19 protein-coding genes and 1 tRNA gene are annotated in these 20,761 nt (G+C 73.9%); 13 read left to right on the top strand and 7 right to left on the bottom strand.

Features of this window, described 5'->3' with window-relative positions:
- Positions 1-245 precede the first annotated feature (245 nt).
- Together mgtE and HCN52_RS06550 are read left to right on the top strand one after the other, a co-directional pair.
- Positions 246-1,571 carry a magnesium transporter gene (gene mgtE / locus HCN52_RS06555; protein WP_168087404.1) on the top strand — a complete coding sequence of 442 codons (1,326 nt, stop codon included), beginning with the start codon at positions 246-248 and terminating at the stop codon, positions 1,569-1,571.
- Between the two features lie 97 nt (positions 1,572-1,668).
- On the top strand, positions 1,669-2,253 hold the full coding sequence (locus HCN52_RS06550) for a hypothetical protein (protein WP_168087403.1): 585 nt from the start codon (positions 1,669-1,671) through the stop codon (positions 2,251-2,253).
- Positions 2,254-2,381: 128 nt separating this feature from the next.
- Here the strand turns inward: HCN52_RS06550 and HCN52_RS06545 are convergent, their stop codons facing one another.
- Positions 2,382-3,050 carry a GNAT family N-acetyltransferase gene (locus HCN52_RS06545; RefSeq protein WP_168087402.1) on the bottom strand — a complete coding sequence of 223 codons (669 nt, stop codon included), beginning with the start codon at positions 3,048-3,050 and terminating at the stop codon, positions 2,382-2,384.
- 664 nt (positions 3,051-3,714) lie between these two features.
- On the opposite strand from HCN52_RS06545, the gene HCN52_RS06540 reads away from it, so the two are divergent.
- Complete coding sequence (locus HCN52_RS06540; RefSeq protein ID WP_168087401.1) at positions 3,715-4,887, top strand: aromatic acid exporter family protein; 1,173 nt, start codon at positions 3,715-3,717, stop codon at positions 4,885-4,887.
- A gap of 267 nt (positions 4,888-5,154) precedes the next feature.
- On the opposite strand, the gene HCN52_RS06535 is transcribed toward HCN52_RS06540, so the two are convergent.
- Positions 5,155-6,519, bottom strand: a complete 1,365-nt coding sequence (locus HCN52_RS06535) for an MFS transporter (protein WP_168087400.1) — start codon at positions 6,517-6,519, stop codon at positions 5,155-5,157.
- Positions 6,520-6,611: 92 nt separating this feature from the next.
- On the opposite strand from HCN52_RS06535, the gene HCN52_RS06530 reads away from it, so the two are divergent.
- From HCN52_RS06530 to HCN52_RS06520, 3 genes are all read left to right on the top strand, one after another.
- Entirely contained in the window at positions 6,612-7,637 is a 1,026-nt protein-coding gene (locus HCN52_RS06530) for a LysR family transcriptional regulator (protein WP_168087399.1), read from the top strand.
- A gap of 128 nt (positions 7,638-7,765) precedes the next feature.
- Positions 7,766-8,914: an adenosine deaminase gene (locus tag HCN52_RS06525; protein ID WP_168087398.1), complete on the top strand. Its 1,149-nt coding sequence runs from the start codon at positions 7,766-7,768 to the stop codon at positions 8,912-8,914.
- A 170-nt stretch (positions 8,915-9,084) separates the two neighbouring features.
- The gene (locus HCN52_RS06520; protein WP_168087388.1) at positions 9,085-9,420 is read left to right on the top strand and encodes an ATP-binding protein; all 336 of its coding nucleotides are present in this window, start codon (positions 9,085-9,087) and stop codon (positions 9,418-9,420) included.
- A 148-nt stretch (positions 9,421-9,568) separates the two neighbouring features.
- Here the strand turns inward: HCN52_RS06520 and HCN52_RS06515 are convergent, their stop codons facing one another.
- Positions 9,569-9,784, bottom strand: coding sequence for a PspC domain-containing protein (locus HCN52_RS06515; protein ID WP_168087397.1), 216 nt, complete (start codon positions 9,782-9,784; stop codon positions 9,569-9,571).
- An 81-nt stretch (positions 9,785-9,865) separates the two neighbouring features.
- A complete protein-coding gene (pknB, locus tag HCN52_RS06510; protein ID WP_168087396.1) occupies positions 9,866-11,986 on the bottom strand; it encodes a Stk1 family PASTA domain-containing Ser/Thr kinase in 2,121 nt (706 codons plus the stop codon).
- A 208-nt stretch (positions 11,987-12,194) separates the two neighbouring features.
- Between pknB and HCN52_RS06505 the strand changes: the two genes are divergently transcribed.
- On the top strand, positions 12,195-12,746 hold the full coding sequence (locus HCN52_RS06505) for a GNAT family N-acetyltransferase (protein ID WP_312876576.1): 552 nt from the start codon (positions 12,195-12,197) through the stop codon (positions 12,744-12,746).
- Between the two features lie 71 nt (positions 12,747-12,817).
- Here HCN52_RS06505 and HCN52_RS06500 read toward each other — a convergent pair whose 3' ends face one another.
- The 3 genes from HCN52_RS06500 to HCN52_RS06490 form a co-directional block, all read right to left on the bottom strand.
- Complete coding sequence (locus HCN52_RS06500; RefSeq protein ID WP_168087395.1) at positions 12,818-13,534, bottom strand: nucleotidyltransferase family protein; 717 nt, start codon at positions 13,532-13,534, stop codon at positions 12,818-12,820.
- Positions 13,535-13,621: 87 nt separating this feature from the next.
- A complete protein-coding gene (locus HCN52_RS06495) occupies positions 13,622-14,050 on the bottom strand; it encodes a hypothetical protein (protein WP_168087394.1) in 429 nt (142 codons plus the stop codon).
- A gap of 335 nt (positions 14,051-14,385) precedes the next feature.
- Positions 14,386-15,513: an ABC transporter ATP-binding protein gene (locus tag HCN52_RS06490; RefSeq protein ID WP_168087393.1), complete on the bottom strand. Its 1,128-nt coding sequence runs from the start codon at positions 15,511-15,513 to the stop codon at positions 14,386-14,388.
- Between the two features lie 368 nt (positions 15,514-15,881).
- On the opposite strand from HCN52_RS06490, the gene HCN52_RS06485 reads away from it, so the two are divergent.
- The 6 genes from HCN52_RS06485 to cseB all read left to right on the top strand — a co-directional run bounded on the left by HCN52_RS06485 (position 15,882) and on the right by cseB (position 20,594).
- On the top strand, positions 15,882-16,640 hold the full coding sequence (locus HCN52_RS06485) for an AfsR/SARP family transcriptional regulator (protein ID WP_168087392.1): 759 nt from the start codon (positions 15,882-15,884) through the stop codon (positions 16,638-16,640).
- Positions 16,641-16,803: 163 nt separating this feature from the next.
- Positions 16,804-16,877, top strand: a tRNA-Thr gene (locus tag HCN52_RS06480).
- Between the two features lie 619 nt (positions 16,878-17,496).
- On the top strand, positions 17,497-18,030 hold the full coding sequence (locus HCN52_RS06475) for a hypothetical protein (protein ID WP_168087391.1): 534 nt from the start codon (positions 17,497-17,499) through the stop codon (positions 18,028-18,030).
- A gap of 536 nt (positions 18,031-18,566) precedes the next feature.
- Entirely contained in the window at positions 18,567-19,235 is a 669-nt protein-coding gene (locus tag HCN52_RS06470; protein WP_168087390.1) for a hypothetical protein, read from the top strand.
- An 85-nt stretch (positions 19,236-19,320) separates the two neighbouring features.
- The gene (locus HCN52_RS06465) at positions 19,321-19,743 is read left to right on the top strand and encodes a hypothetical protein (protein WP_168087389.1); all 423 of its coding nucleotides are present in this window, start codon (positions 19,321-19,323) and stop codon (positions 19,741-19,743) included.
- A 128-nt stretch (positions 19,744-19,871) separates the two neighbouring features.
- A complete protein-coding gene (cseB, locus tag HCN52_RS06460; RefSeq protein WP_312876575.1) occupies positions 19,872-20,594 on the top strand; it encodes a two-component system response regulator CseB in 723 nt (240 codons plus the stop codon).
- Positions 20,595-20,761: the final 167 nt, after the last annotated feature.

Below are 20,761 nucleotides of genomic sequence, written 5' to 3'. Positions count from 1 at the left end.
TCCTGGATCCATCGCCGTCTCTGTCATGATCCTTGCCCGGCGACCTGTAGCCTGAATGCTGGTTTCGGCAACACGTCACGGCTGGAGGTGGTACTGCGATGCGCAGTGAACCTCCCAGTCATCCCCGGCGCCGCTCCGGCGCGTCCAGGGCTCCCGTCGTCTGACGCCGCGGTCCTGGGCGGATCGGTGCGTGCGCGACCACCGGATGTCCACGACCAGCTTCCGTTGCCTGGGGGTAACCCGCCATGACTCATCTGCCTGTCCTGCTGGAGGACCACGACCTCGCCGGTGCCCTGGAGTGGCTGGAGACGCAGCCCGCCTACTCCATCGCCGACGAGATCGCGCGGATGGACGCCGTCGAGTCCGTGATCACCTTCCGGCTCCTCGACAAGGACCGCGCGCTGGAGGTCTTCGAGGAGCTCGACCCCGTCGACCAGCAGCAGATCCTCGAAGGACTGCGGGACCAGGCCTTCGGCGACCTCGTCGAGGGCATGGACCCGGACGACCGCGCCCGCATGCTGGGCGAGGTGCCCGCCAAGGTCGCCCGTCGCGTCCTCGCCGGGCTCAGCGCCCACGAACGCCACATGACCGCCGCGCTGCTCGGTTACCCCGAGGGTTCCGTCGGCCGCTACATGACCCCCGAGACGGTGGCGCTCCAGCAGAACCTGACGGTCTCGCAGGCGCTGGAGGTCGTCCGGCGGCGCGGCGCCAACGCCGAGACCATCTACACCCTGCCGGTGGTCGACACCGGGCGCCGCCTCACCGGCATCGTGGAGCTGCGGGAACTCGTCCTGAGCGACCCCGACCGCCACGTCGCCGAACTGGTCGTGACCGAGCCGCCGTCCGCCCGCGCCACCGACCCCGCGGAGGACGCGGCACGGTTGATGCGCGAGACCAACGCGCTGGACCTTCCGGTGGTCGACAGCGAGGACCGCCTGGTCGGCCTGCTGACCATCGACGACGCCGTCGAGGTCATCGAGGCCGCCGACACCGAGGATGTCGCGCGGCAGTCCGGTGCCGAGCCGCTGGAACGCCACTACATGTCCGCGGGCGTCTTCGAGGTCTCGCGCAAGCGGGTCGTGTGGCTGATGCTGCTGCTGGTCGCGGCGACCCTCACCGTCAGCGTCACCCAGGCGTTCGAGGACGAGCTCGCCACCGTCACCCAACTCGCCCTCTTCATCCCGCTGCTGATCGGAACCGGCGGCAACTCCGGCGCCCAGGCGGCCACCGCCGCCGTCCGCGCCCTTGCCGTCGGCGAGGTCCGCACCTCCGACCTGCTGCGGGTGATCTGGCGCGAGTGCCGGACCGGCCTGCTGCTGGGGGGGATGCTGGCCGTGCTGGGCCTGCTGGTCGGCGCGCTGTTCGTCGGGTGGCAGATCGCCGTCGTCGTCGCCATCACCCTGGTGCTGATCTGCATGTGGGCGGCGACGGTCGGCGGCACCATGCCGCTGCTGGCGAAAAAGCTGAAGATCGACCCGGCGGTGGTCTCCGCCCCCATGGTGACCACGCTGGTGGACGCCACCGGGCTCATCATCTACTTCACCACCGCCAAGATCGTCCTCGGCATCTGAGGGCGTGCCGGGGCGGGCGCCCGCGGCGGGAGGGGGCGGCCCGGAGCGATCGGTCCACGCCCTCGCGCCACGGGGACGGCGGCACGGGAGGTGCTCGATGGCGGAAGCCGAGTTCACGATCCGGCCGCGGGGGCGCCACTGGTGGCCGGCGGTCGGTTTCCCGGTGCTGGTGAGCGCGGTCTTCGTGCCGTGGGCCGTGTACGACCACGGCGGGGGAGCGGCGCCCGTGGTGCTGGGCGCGGTGTGGGTGCCGTCGGCCGTGCTGCTCGCGCATCTGGCGCGCTCGCGCGTCACGTTGACGGCCGACGCGATCGTCGTCCGCCGGCTGCTGGGACGGGCGCGTCGGGTCCCTCGGAGCGAGCTGCGGGCCGCGGTCACCGTGGCGGTCCGCTACCTGCCGGGGGCGGCACCCGTGTTCGACCTCGCGTTCCTCGGCGCGCGGGGCACGCGGCTGCTGCGGTTGCGCCAGGTGTCCTACGCCACCGGCGACCTGCGGGAGCTGGCCCGCCGCAGCGGCGTACGTCCGGTGCGGCTCGGTGTCCGGGACATCCCCGAGGTCGTGGCCCGGTACCCCGGGTTGCTCTCGCGCCCGGAGCGGCGTCCCGGGGTGTCGGCGGCGGTGGTCCTCGCCGCGACGGTCGCCGTGGTGGTGCTCGCGGTGGCGCTTTACGCGGCACTGTGACGCGGTGGGGCTGCGGCGTCGCGACGCCGTGCGCTGGCGCGGACCGCGGCGCGCACCGCGCCGCGGGGGTGCCGACGCCGCACAGCGGTCCGGACGAAGGTTCCGGACCGCCGCGCGGGGCGGGGGTGTCAGCCGCCGGCCAGGGCGGCTTCGGCGAGCGGCACGGGGGAGCTGAGCGGCCCCATGTCGGAGCGGACCGTGTCGGCGCCGTCCGCGAGGTCCAGGATCTCCCGCTCGTGCGGCCTGGCGGTCAGCCGCCAGCGCGGCGCGAGCGCCGCGTAGGTGACCACGTCGTGCCAGGTGCCCTGGGTGTGGAACAGCTCCCGCAGCCTCGCCTCCGGGTGCATGTCGCCGGCGAGCATCACCTCGCGCATGCGCCGGTGGTCGTGGCGGTGCCCGGCCCAGATGCGGTGCATCCCCAGCGGCCCGAAGCCGTAGGCCATCGCCAGCCGGCCCGCCTCGGTGCCGTGGCCGCGTGCCGCGCCGTCGGGGAGGACGACCAGCCCGGTGAGCATGGCGTTGCGGCCGAAGTCCTCCACGAGCAGACCGACGCACCCCGCCATGGTGTCGTCGTCCCGCCCCGTCACGGCGAACACATGGCGCCGCCGCGGGTGTTCGTCACGCCGGCGCAGCGTCGCCTCGAAGGCGGCGTCGGCTGCCTCGGGGGTCATGCGCTCGACACCGAGGTACCGGGTGAGCACCGGATGGGTGTAGATGCGTCGGTGGGCCGCCGCGTCGGAGGCGCGCAGCTCCCGCAGGCGGACGTGGTCGCCGGTCAGGACGACGTCGGTGGTCATCGGCTCCCGCCTCCCGCGGACAGGCGGGCGGCAGCGGCGCCGGGCGTGGTCGCGGACGGGGAACCGGCCCTCGGGCGCGGGGTGCCCGGGGCCGCGAGGTGGGTCGGAGTCAGGTGGTACACGAACAAGGAAACTAGCAGTGCGGGAGAAATGACCCGGGAAATGTAAACCCGTCACCCGCATCGAAAGCATTTTCCTCTCCGAGGGTGGTGCATTGCCCAGCGTGAGATATCCGGGGGGCGCTTCGCGGAACGGTCATCGGAAGGGCTTGACGGTGATCCACTCGAAAGACGTGCAGGCGGCAGCGGTGTTGACCGGTGCACGCGGAGGTCGCGCCGGAGGTGGCGCGGGCGGCGGTACCGGACAGGGAACCGGCCCGACCGAGTCATCAGCTTGCCGGAACGCCACCGGCGCGGACCGAATTCCCTGGTGCCGCAGCGGACATTCCCGCCGCGGAAGTCGCCCCGGCCGGTCGGTGGCGGCGCGGCCCGGCCGCCGCGGGGGGAAACCCCCGCTAACGTGCCGTGTGCGTGCGTGCCGGGCCCCCCGGGCAGGCGAGAGCGAACCGTCGTCCGGGCCGTCCCGTCCGGGACGGCACCCGGCACCCGGTCGGCGTCGGTCGTCCCGCGGCGTGCCACCCACCCGAGTCGCCACCGGAGCCGTCATGACCGTCGAGCCCCTCCGTACCCTCGCCGCGGCACCCGCCGCGCTCCGCCGGGACCTCCGCCAACTGCTGTCCGCCGCTCGGAGCGCCGTGCAGGGCCCGGGGCGGCAGCGGGACCTGGTGGTGCAGTCCCTGAAGGCGGCACTGGCGGCCTTCCTCGCCTACGCGCTGGCCCACGCCCTGCTGGACGACGAGATGACGCTGATGGCGCCGTGGGTCGCCGTCGTCCTGGTGCAGGCCACCGTCTACCAGTCGGTCTCGCAGGGCGCCCGGCAGGCGGCGGCCATCGCGCTGGGCACGGCCGCCGCGACGGGCACCGCGCTGCTTCTCGGCAACCAACTGGCCGCCCTGCTGCTGGTGCTGCCGGGCGCGCTGCTGCTGGGGAACCTGCCGCGCTTCGGCAACCAGGGCATCTACCTCGCCACCTCCGCGATCTTCGCGCTGATCGGCGGTCCGCTCACCCTGGAGGTCAGCGCCCAGCGGGTCCTGGCGGCGCTGATCGGTGCAGCCGTCGGGATGGCGGTCAACGCGTTCGTCCTGCCGCCGCGCTACCTGCGGGACGTCCGCCGGGCGATCCGCGGCGCGACGGAGGAGACGGCGCGACTGCTGCGGGCGATGGCCGACGGGGTCGCCGACGACGAGATGGACCAGCGCGCCGACGACTGGGTCGACGCCTCCGGACGGCTGCCCCGGCTGGTCCAGGGGGTCCGCTCGGCGCTGGAGTGGGACCGCGAGAGCCTGCGCATGAACATGCGCCGCCGCCGCAGCGGCGCCGCGCTGCCCGCCGACTACGGCGCGCACGACGTGGTCAGCGTGCTGGGCCACGTCACCGACCACACCCGCGAGATCGCCCGCACCCTGGTGGAGACCGGACGCTACGCCAGCGAGGAGCGGGCGCTCACCCCCCACCTCGCCGACAGCTACCAGCGGCTGCTGCGCGACGTCGCGGACGCGGTGGAGCTCTACGGCCCGCTGGTCACCACCGCGGACCGCGAGGTCAACCACCAGCTGGAGAGCGCGGTGGAGCGAGCCGAGTCGGGACACCACCGGCTGCGCCACCTGCTGACCGAGGCGCCGCCGGACGCCGCGGGCGCGGAGGTGCTGGGGCCGCTCCTGGCCGACGTGCGCCGCATCGTCGCCCAGCTCGACTACCGCGAGGCGGGACGGGGCTGAGAGCGTGTTTGAGACCCCACGCCGGGCCCGCGGCGTCGGCTGCGGCCATCTGCCGCGTTGTCGAGAGACGCCCGAACACCACCCGGTACGGGGGCGCCCCTCCGCCGTGCAGCTGACCGCATCCGACGCCGCGAGCCGATCCGACGCGGGGTCTCACACACGCCCGGAGGTGCAAGAACAGCTCCGGGCCGCCGGATCGGTACCTGGACGAGGGTCCCGACGGCGGCCCGGAGGGCTGGTGGCGGCGGCCGCGCGGGCCGCCGGCGGTCAGTGCGAAGCGGCGGCGAGCCGCTGCGCCGAGTGGCTGCGGAGGGTGGCGTAGAGGGTGACGCCCGCGGCGGTCAGCAGGGCGACGAGGGCGAAGGCGACGGTGCCCTCCCAGTGCGCCGTGTGGTAGGTCAGTGCCCCGAGCACGCCACCGGCGCTGGCCCCGCCGTAGTAGGTGACGGTGTAGAGCGCCGAGGCCTGGGCGCGGGCCCGGTCGGCGGCGCGGCCCACCGCGGCGGAGGCGACGGCGTGGCCGAGGAAGAAGCCGCCGGTGATGAGCACCAGTGCCAGCAGCAGCAGTGTCAGGTTCTGCGTCAGGCTCAGCACCAGACCGGCGGTGATGGCGCCGATGCCGACGTAGAGTGCGCCGCGCCGGCCGAGCCGGGTGACGGTGACGCCGGTCATCGACGAGGAGCAGGTCCCCACCAGGTAGATGACGAAGACGGTTCCGGCGACACCGGCCGACAGCCCGAACGGGTCCTCGGTGAGGCGGAACGCCACCGCGGTGTAGACGGCGCTGAAGGCGGCCATCAGCAGCATCCCGATCGCGTACAGCCGCAGCAGCAGCGTGTTGCGGAGGTGGTGCGCGACGGTGCCCAGCGCCTCGCGGGCCCGCAGCGGGGTCGGCGTGAAGTTGCGGGCCGCCGGCAGCAGCACCACGTAGAGGGCGGCGCCGATCGCGGCGAGCCCGGCGACCGCCAGCAGCGCCGCACGCCAGCCCAGCGCCTCCGAGGTCCACCCCGCGAGGATGCGCCCCGACATGCCGCCGACGCTGTTGCCCGCGATGAACAGACCCACGGCGCCCACCATGGCCCGCTTGTCGAGTTCCTCGGAGAGGTAGGCGACGGCGGAGGCCGGGACCGCGGCCAGCGCGGCGCCCTGCAGCACACGCAGTGCGGTCAGCGCGGTGAGGCTCGGTGCGAACGGGACGAGGCAGGCCAGCACCAGGGCGACCAGCACGCCGATCGTCATCATGCGGCGCCGGCCCACCCGCTCCGAGAGCAGGCTCAGCGGCAGCACCGCCACCGCCAGGCCCACCGTGGCGCCGGAGACGGTCCAGCTGACGTGGTCGGGGCGGGAGCCGAACGCGGCCGCCAGCTCGGGGAGGAGCGGCTGCGTCGCGAACAGCATCGCGAAGGTCGCGAGGCCGATGCCGAACAGCGCCGCGTTGATGCGGCGGATCGGCGGACGGCCGGCGGCGTCGTCGGTGCGGGTGGTGTCTCCGGTCCCGCCGGCGGCCCGGGTCTCGGGTCGCGGCGCGGAGGTGGTGGTCCGGGAGTCGGGTGCGGTGCTGGCGGACGGACGCGGGGACGGCGGGGTGAGGGCCCCCGCTGTCGCAGGAGCCCTGGTGGCTGTGGAGGGCATATAACGAAAGTAGAACGGCGGGTTTCATCCGTCCAATGCACAAAACGCTAGACTTTGATGCAGCTGTGCATAACTCGAGGTGAGGACGGTCCATGTCACCTGTCGGCAACAAGGAAGACAATCGTGTGACACCGGGCTCATCGGGCTCCTCGGACAGTGCGGGCCTCGGGCAGGAGTCGTGGGCCTCGCTGCTGACCCCCCGACTCGCCCAGTTCGCGGCCGTCGCCCGCCACGAGCACATCACCCGCGCCGCCCAGGAACTCGGCGTCCCGCAGTCCACGCTCAGCCGCGCCATGGCGCGGCTGGAGGAGGACCTGGACATCTCGCTGCTGGCCCGTCACGGCCGCGCCGTCTCCCTCACCCCCGCAGGCCGCGCCTTCGCCCGCGCGGTGGAACAGGCGCTGGGAGAGGTCGAACGGGCCGCCGAGGTGGTGCGCACCGACGCCGACCCGGCGACCGGCAAGGTCGCCTTCGGCTTCCTCCACACCATGGGCCCGGAGACCGTCCCCGCGCTGATCCGCGAGTTCCGCTCCGACCACCCGGGCGTCCGCTTCTCCCTGGTCCAGAGCTACGGCGAGGACATGATGGAGCGGATGCGCCGGGGAGAGCTGGACCTCTGCCTCACCTCGCCGATCCCCGACGCCCCGGACCTGGTGACCCGGCGCCTGGCCCTCCAGCGGCTGCGGCTCGTCGTGCCCGCCGACCACCGGCTGGCCGGCCGTCGCCGGGTGCGGCTCGCCGAGGCGGCCGAGGAGGCGTTCGTGACGCTGGAACCCGGCTACGGCCTGCGCAAGCTCACCGAGAAGCTCTGCGCGCAGGCCGGCTTCACCCCTCGGGTCGCCTTCGAGGGGGAGGAGGCCGAGACGCTGCGCGGTCTCGTCGCCGCAGGACTCGGCGTGGCGCTGCTGCCGCCGCCCACCGTGCCCCGGCCGGGCGTCCAGGAGCTGAGCGTCACCGCGCCCGCCGCGGTGCGCGAGATCGGCGTCGCGTGGATGGCGGGCCACCCCGACACCCAGCCGGTCGCGGCGTTCAAGGCGTTCCTGCTCAGCCGCCGGGACCGGGTGCTCGCCGGCTCGTCCGAGGCGCCGCCCGGACCGGAGGCGCCCGCCGCCGGCTGACGCCGTCCGGGCGGACAGCGTCAGCGCCGCCCGAACGCCGGTGCGCCGGAGGTGCTGACACGCGCCGGCAGCGGTCCTCCGGGCCGGTTGTCCCCCTGTGTCTACGCGCGTAGGAGTAATCTGACCGGATGACTGAGAGCCACACCGTCCCCGCCGCCGCGGCTCCCACCGCGGACCAGATCATGCGCGCGCCCAAGGTGCTGCTGCACGACCACCTCGACGGTGGTCTCCGCCCGGCCACCGTCCTCGAACTCGCCCGTGAGCAGGGGTACGACCGCCTCCCCGCCGAGGACGCGGCCGCGTTGGGCACCTGGTTCCGCGACGCGGCGGACTCCGGGTCGCTGGAGCGCTACCTGGAGACGTTCGCGCACACCTGCGCCGTGATGCAGACCCGCGACGCGCTGGTGCGGGTCGCCGCCGAGTGCGTGGAGGACCTCGCCGCCGACGGCGTGGTCTACGCCGAGGTGCGCTACGCCCCCGAGCAGCACCTGGAGGCGGGGCTGACCCTGGAGCAGGTCGTCGAGGCGGTCGACGACGGCTTCCGGGAGGGCGAACGGCGGGCCGCCGCGGCCGGCCACCGCATCCGGGTGGGCGCGCTGCTCACCGCGATGCGTCACGCCGCCCGCTCGCTGGAGATCGCCGAACTGGCCAACCGGTACCGCGGGTCGGGTGTGGTCGGCTTCGACATCGCCGGCGCCGAGGCCGGGTTCCCTCCCACCCGCCACCTGGACGCCTTCGAGTACCTGAAGCGGGAGAACAACCACTTCACCATCCACGCCGGCGAGGCCTTCGGGCTGCCCTCCATCTGGCAGGCGCTCCAGTGGTGCGGGGCGGACCGTCTCGGTCACGGCGTGCGCATCATCGACGACATCACGGTCGCCGAGGACGGCACGGTGACGTTGGGCCCGCTCGCCGCCTACGTGCGGGACAAGCGCATCCCACTGGAGATGTGCCCCACCTCCAACCTCCAGACCGGCGCGGCGCCCTCCTACGCCGAGCACCCGGTCGGCCTGCTGCGGCGGCTGCGGTTCAGGGTCACCGTGAACACCGACAACCGGCTGATGAGCGGGACCAGTATGAGTCGCGAGTTCGAGGAACTGGTGCAGGTGTTCGCCTATTCACTCGACGACCTGCAGTGGTTTACAGTCAATGCGATGAAATCCGCATTCATTCCTTTCGATGAACGTTTGGCGATGATCAATGATGTGATCAAGCCCGGGTATGCGGCTCTGAGGTCCGAGTGGTTGTTCGCCAGCGGGCTTCGGCACCGCGCCTGAGCTGCGCCGTAGTTTCTGTGTGCGAATTCCGCACGGTTTTTCGTGGGGCTTCTCGGCGGGGTGGCGCGGCTCCGGCCGGAGGTGTTTCGGTGTTTGGCGGGTCGTACCCGGAGCTGGTTAGGTTGCGACCCGCTGCTCACCCATCTCCCCACACGAGGACGTAGCCAGAAATGAAGCACGGAACTGTGAAGACCCTCGGTGCCGCCGCTGTCGGCGCCGCGTTCGCCGTCGCCGCCGCGGGCACCGCCTCCGCCGCCACCGACCAGGTCGGCCAGGTTGCCGGCGACGTGCTGGGCTCCCTGTCGGTCACCGACGCGCTCCCCGTCGACCAGGTCACCACCCTCGCCGCGGACGCCCCCCTCTCGCAGGTGCTGCCGTCGAGCCAGGAGGACCTGCTCAACTCCGCGGGCCAGGTGGTCAGCGAGGCCGCCTCCAACCCCACCAAGGTCACCCAGGACCCGACCTCCCTGCTCGGCGGCCTCCCGCTGGACAGCGTCGTCATCTGAGCCGGGGAACCGGACTCCCGCGAGGCCACCCAGATCGTCGCGCTACCCCCCGGCGCGCACGCGGCAGGGCCGCACCCCGTTCACGGGGTGCGGCCCTCGGCCGTTGCCGCCCGCGCCGCGGTCGCCCCACCGCCGGCCGCGCGACGGCTCAGTGCGCCCAGGCGTCGCTCTTCGCGGGGCGGTCGCTCGGCAGCAGCAGCCACAGCGCCAGATAGGCCACGAACTGCGGGCCGGGCAGCAGGCAGGAGAGCACCGCCAGGATGCGGACCAGCCCCGGCTTCATGCCGAACCGGCGGGCGATGCCGGCGCAGACGCCGCCGATCCACCGTCCTTCGGCCGGTCGGGACAGCGTTGTGGTCCTCACTTTGCCTCACCTCTCGTGTCGCGGGTCGCCATCGCTTCCGCTGACGCGTACCCACTCTCGCGGGGGTGACGACCTCTTCCCTCACCGTAGGGAGAACGGGCCCCCGACCGCATCGGTCCCAGGGCTTACCCGCACCCCGGAACGTCTCAGGGCCCTCCCCCGAGGGGAGGGGTGCACTGCGGTGGGCAACCGGTGAATCGTTCCTTCACCCGCGACCGCCGCCGCGGCGCCGAAGCCACGGCCGGGGCCGCCGGGGCCGCCCGGGCCGCCGTGATGGGAGGACTCGCAGAAGACCGTGACCGTGCTCCCGGCCTCCGCCGGGACGCCGCCCGCCGGGTTGCTGTGGCTCGCGGAGGACCGGGGGCGCAGGCAGGAGTGGTCCAGTTCCGCGAGGAAGCCGGCCTCCATGATCGCGCCCATCGCCTCCATGGAGCGGGACCCCGCCACGTCGGGTACCGGCGCGCTGGTCGTCTGCGCCGGGCCCGTGGAGATGGTGATCGTCACCGGGCTCCCGGGGGCGACCGCGGCGCCGGGGGCGGGCTCCTGGCCGATGACGACGCCGGGCGGCGCGCCGTCCTCGGAGTTCACCTCGGCCACCGCGAGCCCGCGGGCGGCGAGCTCCGCCCGGGCGTCGGCGGCGGAACGGCCGTTGAGGTCCGGCACGCTGACGGTCTCGGCCACGGGAGCGCCGGCGTCCGCGCCCTGGTCACCGCCTCCGCCCCCGTCGCCCCCGCCGCCGTTCTCCGGGGCGACGGCCACCGTCACGGTGACCTCGGAGCCGGCCTCGGCCTCCTCGCCGCCCTCCGGGCTCTGTGCCAGCACGGTGCCGGGGGCCGCCTCGGTCGACTCACGCGTGTCGCGGACCGGCTCCAGGCCGGTCTCGCGCAGCGTGGCCATGGCAGCGTCCTCCTGCTCGCCGGTCACGTCGGGGACCTGCACCGTCCCCTCGGCCTCACCGGTGCCGTCGGAGGGGTGGAGGGTGATCGTCGCCCCCTCGGTGACCTGTGAGCCCGCCTCGGGAGAGGTCGCGCAGATCACCTTCTCGGGCTTGCCGCAGGAGCGCGTGGCGCCCGTCTCCGGTGACAGCCCGTCCTCGCGGACCTGGTCGGCGGCCTCGCTCAGCGAGGAGCCGGAGTAGTCCCGCAACGCGAAGGTGTCGTCGTCCGACCCGCCGAGGAAGGAGGTGAAGGCGACGATGCAGACGACCACCGCCGCCACGGCGCCCGCCACCAGCACGGCGCGCTTGCGCCGGTCGTCCCCGGCGGAACGCGCCGCACGCTGTTCCGCGCGGCCGCCGCCCTGGGTGGGCGCGGGCACCGGATGGCCGACGGCGGTCGCCCGCTGCGTCGTGGTCCCGGGGACCGGCGCGTAACCGAGCACCGCCTCGATGTCGAGGCGCATCTCGTCGGCGGTCTGGTAGCGCTCCTCGCGCCCCTTGGCGAGCGAGACCATGACGACGTCGTCGATCTCGGACGCGATCCCCGCGGCCCGGTGGCTGGGCAGGTCGGGCTCGGCGGTCACATGCTGGTACGCCACCGCGACGGCGGACTCGCCGTCGAACGGAGGCCGTCCGGTGAGGAGTTCGTAGAGCAGGCACCCCGAGGAGTAGAGATCGGAACGCGCGTCCACCTTCTCGCCGCGCGCCTGCTCGGGCGAGAGGTAGTGCGCGGTGCCGATCACGGTCGAGGTGGCGGTCATCGTCATCCCGCCGGCGCCCATGGCCCGCGCGATGCCGAAGTCCATGACCTTGACCTGGCCCTCGGTGGTGAGCATCACGTTGGCGGGCTTGATGTCGCGGTGGACGATGCCGTGCTCGTGGGAGTAGGCCAGGGCGCGCAGGACGCCGGCGCAGATGCGCAGCGCCTCCTCCGGCATCATCGGCCCGCGCTCCAGGAGGTCCGCCAGCGTCGCGCCCTCGACGTACTCCATGACGATGTAGGGGACGACGACACCGTTGACCTCCCCCTCACCGGTGTCGTAGACGGCGGCGATCGCGGGGTGGTTGAGCGAGGCGACGGCCTGCGCCTCGCGCTGGAACCGCTGTTGGAAGACGGTGTCCTGGGCGTGGTCCGACAGCAGCGTCTTCACCGCGACCGTCCGGCCGAGCCGCCGGTCGTGCGCGAGATGGACCTGTGCCATGCCGCCCCGGCCGAGCTGTCTGACCAGCTCGTACCGGTCCGCGAGGAGCGTCGGCGCGTTCATGTTCGTGTCTCCCCCAAAGAGACTCACCACCGCGCCCCCGCCCGGTGTCCACTTTCCGCCCACACCCTAGCGGCTCCGAAGTGGCGCCCCGAACAGACGCGTTGCGCCCGCGACGGCGCCCCGCGGGCCGGTCGGCCGCTGGCGGGGAACGGTTCGGCGATGTGCGTACACTTGCGCGGCGCGCGAGGCGGGTGGGAGGTGCACGGGTGTGACGACGGACACGGACGGGCCCGGTGAAGGGCTCTCGCCGACCGGGGAGCTGCGGTGGGAGCGGCTGCGGGCGGACCACGCCGACGCGGTGCTCGCCTTCGAGCAGGAGAACCGCGCCTGGTTCGCGCGCTGGGTGCCCGACCGGGGCGACTCCTACTTCGCGGAGTTCGCCGAGCGGCACGCCCGACTGCTCCGCTACCAGGCCGCGGGGAGCGACCACTTCCATGTGCTGCTCGACGGCGCCGGAGCGGTGGTGGCGCGCGTCAACCTCGTCGACGTGGCCGGGGGACGGGCCGAGGTGGGGTTCCGGGTCGCGGAACGCGCGGCCGGGCGCGGGGTCGCCACCCACGGGGTGCTGCGCGGCTGCGCGTCGGCGCGGGAGGAGTACGGACTGACCGGGCTCCGCGCCGCCGCGGCCGTGCGCAACACCGGTTCGCGCCGGGTGCTGGAGCGCGCGGGGTTCGTCCCCGTCGGCGAGACGACCCTGGCGGGGGAGGCCGCCGTCAGCTATCGGCGGGAGCCGCTGCCCGGGGCGCGGCCCCCGCAGTGAGCCCGCGGCGCGTGTCGTGTGCCCGCCGCGCGTCGCCCGGCGCGCGGCGGCGCCGCACGCCGGGGCCGGCGTCAGCCGCCGGTGAGTTCGCGGGCCGCCTCGCTGAGGTCCTTCGCGGTGTCGATCGCCCGCCAGTAGGCGCGCTGCGGCAACGGAAAGCCGGCGAGCAGCCGTTGGCGCGCCAGCCGCGGGAAGGTGGTGCGCTCGTGGTCACCGCGGTCGGGGAGCAGCGCGGTGAACGCGGGTGAGAAGACGTACACGCCCGCGTTGATCTGGAACGAGACCGGCGGGGCCTCGATGAAGTCGGTGACGTTGCCCATCTCGTCCGTGGCGACGGCGCCCCACGGCAGGCGGGGGCGGGCCAGCGCCAGCGTCGCCATCGCCTCGCGCTCGACGTGGAACTCCGCCATCTCCCGCAGCGAGAAGCGGGTCCAGATGTCGCCGTTGGTGGCGTAGTACGGCTCGTCCGGGCGGGGCAGCGCCGCGGCGGCGTACTTCAGACCGCCGCCGCGGCCCAGCGGCTCCGTCTCCACCACGGTGGTGGCGCGCAGCGGGAGTTCCGTCTCCCGCAACCACTCCTGCAGCACCTCGGCGAGGTGACCGCAGGAGATCACCACGTCGGTGACACCCTCGGCGGCGAGCCAGGCCAGTTGGTGGCCGATGATCGGCGTGCCCGTGCCGGGGATCTCCACCATCGGCTTGGGGCGGTCGTCGGTGTACGGGCGGAGGCGTGAGCCCTGGCCACCCGCCAGAACCACGGCCTGCGTGGGGTGCGGAAGGTCGGTCATGATCCGCAGCGTACGGGATCGCCCGGTCCGCGCAGCGCGGACCGGGCGATCAGGGAGGTTCGGGACCGGGCACGCCCGGTGGCGTGCTCAGACGGTGTCGGCGACGCCGGCGGCGAACGAGGTGTCGCAGACGGGACGGGCGTGCTCCTGCGCCAGGGCGGCGCTGCCGTACTTCTCGACGGCGGCCTGGCCGAGGGCGCGGGCGATCTCCATGCAGTGCACGGCGAGCGCGGGGTCGAGCTCCACCTCGCGCTGGAGGCTGGTGAGCGCCGTGCCGGGGTCCGCGGCGTGCAGCTCGTCGATGAGCGAGACCAGCAGTTCGTCCTCGGCGGGCAGCGGCTCGGCGGCCGGTTCGGTGTGCTGCGGCGCGCGCTCGGAGCCGGCGTTGACCACCGCGCTGTCGACGGGCGGCTCGGCCCACGGGACCTTGGCGACGGCGAGTGTCCCGGAGAGCACCAGGACGACCGGGAGGACAAGGGCAAGGGTGCGGCCGATGCGGCGGGCTGCCTGGTTCACTGGATGTCTTCCTCGCGTGTGTGGTTGCGGTCGGTTGCAGTGGCCTGGGGGACGACTGCGATCGTAGCGAGGTGTAGTGATGTGGCGACATCTTGTCACCCTCAAGGGCGATGTCGGGACACAAGTTCGCCGGTTCGGGTCGGTGAACCGGCCCCGGCGGGCTGTCGTTCACCGGAACCGCTCCAGTGGCCCCACGCGTCGGCGCGCGGGGAGAGGCCCGACGCCGACGCCGACAGGTACCGACGACAACGCGGGCCGTACTCTCGCTCCCGGCGAGAGTACGGCCCGCGATGGTCCGATGCACAGCGTGACGGGCGGAAACCGCCCGCCGAACGTCAGTCGGAGAGACGCTCGCCGGTGCTGGTGGCGAAGACGTGGGTCTCGCCGGCGCGCGGCACCACGTGCAGGGTGGCGCCCTTCTCCGGGATCTGGCGGCCGCCGACGCGGACGACCAGGTCCTTGGTCTCGCCGTTGACCTCGGCGGTGCCGTAGATGTAGCCGTCGGCGCCGAGCTCCTCGACGACGTTGACGGTGACGGCGAGGCCGGCGGCGCCGGACGGGTCGTCCTTCGCCAGCTCGGTGCCGCTGTTCTCGACGATGTCGAAGTGCTCCGGGCGGCAGCCGACGACGACGTGGGTGTCGCCCTGGTTGGCGGCCTCGGTCAGCGCGGTGCGCTCGACCGGCACGACGCTGTTGCCGAACTTCACGCCGCCGTCGGTGATCGGCACCTCGACCAGGTTCATCGCCGGGGAGCCGATGAAGCCCGCGACGAAGAGGTTGGCCGGCTTGTCGTACATGTTGCGGGGGCTGTCGACCTGCTGGAGCAGGCCGCCCTTGAGGACCGCGACCCGGTCGCCCATCGTCATGGCCTCGACCTGGTCGTGGGTGACGTAGACGGTGGTGACGCCCAGGCGGCGCTGCAGACCCGCGATCTGGGTACGGGTCTGGACGCGGAGCTTGGCGTCCAGGTTCGACAGCGGCTCGTCCATGAGGAAGACCTGGGGCTCACGCACGATGGCGCGGCCCATCGCCACACGCTGGCGCTGACCGCCGGAGAGCGCCTTCGGCTTGCGGTCCAGGTACTCGGTGAGGTCGAGGATCTTGGCGGCTTCCTCGACCTTGGTGCGGATGTCCGTCTTGTTGACGCCGGCGATCTTGAGCGCGAAGCCCATGTTCTGCGCGACGGTCATGTGCGGGTAGAGCGCGTAGTTCTGGAACACCATGGCGATGTCCCGGTCCTTCGGCGGCAGGTGGGTGACGTCGCGGTCACCGATGCGGATGGCACCGCCGTTGACGTCCTCCAGCCCCGCGAGCATGCGGAGCGAGGTCGACTTGCCGCAGCCGGAGGGGCCGACGAGGACGAGGAACTCGCCGTCCGCGATGTCGATCTCGAGCTGGTCGACGGCGGGCTTCTCGGTGCCGGGGTAGACCCGGGTGGCCTTGTCGAACGTAACCGTAGCCATGGCTGTGTACTCCCTCACCGGCAGGAACGTGCCGGACGATCCGAGTGGGGTCGAGCGCCCAGGGGTCTGGACCTCCGCAACCTAACCCGAACGAGTGTCCCGTGTCACCAGTCGCGACGTGCGGTTTCGCGCGGCCGTCGCGGTGCGGTGCGGGCGGGGGCCACCGCCGGTGCGTGGCGCGGCGGTGCGGGCCGGGCGCGCTACCGCGCCGCTACCGGGACGCGACGGGCCGCACCGCACGATGAGGCCGGTGCGACCGCCGACGCCGGACGGCGGCCCCGGGCCCGCCCCGGGACGTCGCGCCGCCGGACGGGGGTTCCTCCCGTCCAGGACCGGCGGGGGGGCCGGCGCCGTCCGCGAGGGGGAACATGCACGTGCGACTACTCGGGCCCGTCGAGGTCCGGACCGCCGAGAGGTGGGAGCCGATCACCGCCGCCAAGCAGCGCCACCTGCTGGCGCTGCTGGTGGTCCACCGGAGCCGGACGGTGCCCGTCCCGGTGCTCATCGAGGAGCTGTGGCCGGTCGATCCGCCCGCCACCGCTCGCGCTCTGGTCCGCAACTACGTCATGCGGCTGCGGCGGCTGCTCGGCGACGACGACGGCTCCGTCATCGTCTACGGCCCGCCCGGCTACCGGCTCGACCTGCCACCGGGACGGTCGGACGCCGAGCTCTTCCGGGCGGGGGTCGCCGCCGGACGGCGGGCGCTCGACGAGGGCGACGCCGTCGTCGCGGTCCGCCACCTGCGGGCGGCGCTGTCGCTGTGGCGCGCCGTCCCGCTGGCCGACCTGCCGGGGGAGGGGATGGTGGGGGTGGTGCGGCGCGAGCTGGAGGGGGTACGGGACGCCGGGCGCGAGCTGTTGATCGATGCGCGCCTGGTCACCGAACCGGCCGCGGTGGTGCCCGAGTTGCGCGTCCTGGCGGCGCAGTCGCTGCGGGAGTACCGGTGGGGTCAGCTGATGCGCGCGCTCTGGCTGTCGGGCGCTCCCGCCGAGGCGCTCGGCTGCTACGGCCGCCTGCGTGCCGCGATGGCGCAGCGGTACGGCGCGGAGCCCGGGCCCCACCTGCGGGAGTTGCGCGACCGGATCCGGGCCGGGGAGCGGGGGAGGACGACCACCGGCGTGCGGTGAGGCGGTGCGGACGGGGCCGGGCGCGGCGGGCCGTGACGGGCGTGCCCCGCAGCCGGCCCCGCGGTGGTCCGCACGGTTCCGGCCGTGCGGTGCGGGCCCTTCCTCCTTACCCGAACGGGGGGCGGGGCCGTCCGCGCCGCCTTCGGTACACTGCTCGGGTCACGCCGCCTTAGCTCAGCTGGTCAGAGCAGCTGTCTTGTAAACAGCAGGTCGTCGGTTCGAATCCGACAGGCGGCTCGGTGGTCACCCGCTGGGTGACCGGATACGGCAGCGCCCCACCCGTTCTTGCCACGGGTGGGGCGCTGTCGTGCGTCACGGCCGTTTCGCGTACGGCTCGTGTACGCGGGTGCGGGGTCGGTGCAGCGGGCGTACGCCGGGCGCTGCGGTGGCCGGGGTCCGTGCTTCCGGTCGCTGATGACGCGGTGTCGGAAAGTCGCCGTCGCCGACGCGGTCCCGCGCCGGCGTGGTCGCCTCCTCCCGTGCCGTCGGACTGCACGGCTCCCACCAGGCACGGGGTGACCGCGTGGCTCCGGGGTGTTGCGCCGGGCGTCTAATCGGTGACAGGCTGGGGGAGTTGTGGCGTCTGGTTCTGAAGTGGGCCCCCGGTGATGCGTGCCGCTGTGACGGCTGCGCCGCTGGTCCCGGGGGTGGGTGTCGGGTGAGGGTCGTCCGCGGTGGCCACGCAGGAGCTACGGCCGATCACTTTCGGTCGGTCGTGCGGCTGTAAAACTGGTCTGGACATGCCAAGCTGTACGGGTTCCAAATACACGATGAGCAAAATGAGTTGATCGTAGTGATGGATGGACCCCGCACATCCGAGGCGCCCGAGCCGTCCAGCCGCGGCACGGTACACACCATGGTGACCCCCCGTCGTCAGCGCCCCGCACCGGCCCGGAAGGCCGTACCGACCGCCCCGCCGTCACGGATGTCGACGGAGGGGCCGGTCGCCGACAGGACCCGCGTCGGCCGCCTGTCCCGCTCTCCGCTGCTGGCGCCGTTCGCGGCGGCCGCGGCGGTCTCGGCCGTTCTCGTGCTCACCGCCTGCGGCAGTGAGGGCGAGGAGGCCTCGGCCGCCACCGCTCCGGGAGTCACGGCGGAGACGTTGGCCAACGATCTCGCCGCGGTCACCGAGATGCCCAACCCGCGTGACACCACTCACAGTTGCAGCAGTGAGGACATCGGTGACCACGCCTGCGAGCAGATGATCAGCACCGACACGCTGTCGGTCTACCAGCTGGCCACCGGCGACTCCGCCGAGCACTGGGCGGAGACCCTCGGCCAGACCCACACCGTGGCCGTCGTCGGTCCGTTCCTGCTGAAGTGGCAGTACACGCCCGCTCCCGACGACTTCGACGCCGTCGTCGAGCGGGTCGAGGAGGCGGTCGGCTGAGACGCCGGCGCGCGAGGCGCCCCGAGGCAACCGGCCGGACCGTCCCCCGCGGACGCCGGCCGGTCGATGTCACGGGGCGCGCAGTGGGCCCCGGTGCCCGCCGTTGCTCCGCCGCCCCGCCCGGCCGGCACATCGCCCGTCGGCCGTCGCCGAGCGGCCCGTTCGCCGTGCCCGCGTCCGGACGCCCCGCCGCTCTGCCTGCCCGTATCGCCCGTCGGGCCCGTATCGCTCGGGCCCGGACCGCCCGGACCGCCCGGACCGCCCGGACCGCCCGGACCGCCCGGACCGCCCGAGCGAGACGGCCCGCGCCCCCGCGTCACACCACGGCCGGGCGGCTACCCCTCGCACGGTCGTGCTGCCCGCCGCGCCGGCGCCGCCCGGTGAAGCGGCTGCCGCGCCAATGATGGCCGGCTGTTACGTCGCCGCCGGGCGATCGCCGGGGTAGGTGCCTAGCGTGGGAACCACGGCCCACGGGCCGTTCGCGGCGCCCACGCGGACCTGACGGCAAGCGCACGGTGGACACACGGAGGTACGGCATGACCGACAACGGACACCCCGGCATCACCCGCCCCGGCGCGAGCCGGGGCCGACGCGGCGCGGCAGCGCGGCGACTCCTGCTCGGCGGACGGCGCGGCCGTCCCGTCGTTGCGCTCCTGGGAGCGATGGTGCTGGCCCTGGCCACATCCGGCTGCGGCGGCGGTGAACCCACCGGTGAGGCGCCGGCCGAGACCGCCCCCGAGCACACCGACCCCGCCTCGGGCGGCACCGGCGAGGCGACCACCGGCGACGGCGGGCGGGGCGAGGCGGACACCCCCGCGCCGGGGGACCCGACACCCGGCAGCGCCGGCGGCACCGCCCCGGAGGACACCACCCGGCCGTACGTCGTCAACTTCTACGGCGAGGAGAACGCCGAGGGAGCCGCGGAACGCGAGCCCGCCAACCTGGTGCTGAGCGAGCACTCCTCGCTCCAGGAGATGCAGTGGAGCGAGTGGAACGGCGACCGGGCGGTCGGCACCGGGCTGCTGAGCGGGATGTGGTGCCTGCCGGACTGCGCGGACCAGCCGTTCGAGGCGACGGTCACGCTCTCCGAGCCGACCGACGTGGACGGCGACGTCTACTTCGCCGCCTTCGACCTGGACGCGCCCGGCGCGCAGGAGTACCGCGCGGACGACTTGGACGGCGAGCGCCCGCTCCAGCTGCCCTGACACCTCGGTCGCGGCGAGGGGCGGCAGTGTGAGGAGGAGGGACCCGCGGGTCGCGCGGCGGTGGGCGGCTCCGACGGCCGGGCGGTTGCCCACCGCGCTCGCGGCGCTGGTGCTCGCGGCGGTCGGCGGCTGTGCCGCCGACCCCGGCCCGCACGTCGAGGGCGCCGCTCCGGCGATCGACCGCGACTCGCGCCCGCTGTATGTGAGCGACGCGGCGGGGGAGCCGCTCCAGCGGCCCGAACGCTTCGCCGTCACCGAGTTCACCTCCCTCACCGGTCTGCGGTGGGAGTCGTGGGGCGACTCCCGCGCCCGCGCCGACGGACTGGTCTCGGGCACCTGGTGCCTGCCGGACTGCGAGGGCGGCCATCCGGCGACGGTCGAACTTCACACCCCCGCCGTGCGGGAGCGGGTGGCGTACTACACCCGGGTCACCGTCGACGCCGAGGGACTGCCGCCCGAGCAGACGGCCGAGCTGGAGGACTTGCAGTTGTACGCGCCGTTCCGCTGACGCCGTGCCCCTGCCCGCGCCCGGTTCCGGCCCCCGTTCCCGCCCCGTCCCCGCGCCCGGTTCCGGCCCCCGTTCCCGCGCGGTCGGCCCTGGCCGCCGCACCCGGCCGCTCCGGCAGAGGAGATTTCGTGAGCCAGGCGCCCCCGCCGCCCGTGGAACCCGCACCACCGGAGGTGCTGCTGGTCGAGGACGACGCGGTGCTGCGGGAGGCGACCGGCATGGCCCTGGAGCGCCACGGGTTCCGGGTGCGCACCGCCGCCGACGGCCTGACCGGGCTGGAGATGTTCCGCCGGCGGCCGCCGGACGTCGCCGTCCTGGACGTGATGCTGCCCGAACTCGACGGGGTGAGCCTCGTCCGGCGCATCCGGGAGACCAGCGGGGTGCCGGCGCTGATGATCTCCGCCCGCACCGACCCGATCGACGTCGTCCAGGGACTGGAGGCGGGAGCGGACGACTACCTCACCAAGCCGTACGACACCGCCGTGCTGGTGGCACGGATGCGGGCCGCGCTGCGCCGGTCCGGGCCGGGGACGGCGGCCGCGCCCGCGGAACCGGCGGCGCCGTGCCGGCTGATGCGGGCCGGGGATCTCACGGTCGACGCACGGTCGCTGGAAGTGCGCCGCGGCGACCGACTGCTGGAGCTGACACCGACCGAGTTGAAACTGATCCTGGAGTTCGCCGCCGAACCCGGCGCGGTGCTCAGCCGCTCCACGCTCCTGGAGCGGGTCTGGGAGTACGGCTGGGGCGGCGACAGTCGGGTCGTCGACGTCCATGTGCAGCGGCTGCGGGCCAAGGTCGGACACGAGCGCATCGAGACCGTGCGCGGCTTCGGCTACAAACTGCGGGCGTGAGCCGCCGTGCCACCGACCGACCCCGCGGCCCGCACGCCGACCGATCCGCCGTCCGCCCCCGTACGCCGTCGCCGGCCGCGCCCCGACCCGGGGGCCGTTCGAGCAGCGCCGCCCAGAGGACCGGATCCTCGCCCGCGCGGTCGAGGAAGGTGGCGCGCACCGGCCGC

Source organism: Streptomyces bohaiensis (genome assembly GCF_012033785.1).
GTDB lineage: Bacteria > Actinomycetota > Actinomycetes > Streptomycetales > Streptomycetaceae > Streptomyces > Streptomyces bohaiensis.
This window is presented reverse-complemented; position numbering and strand designations above follow the sequence as displayed.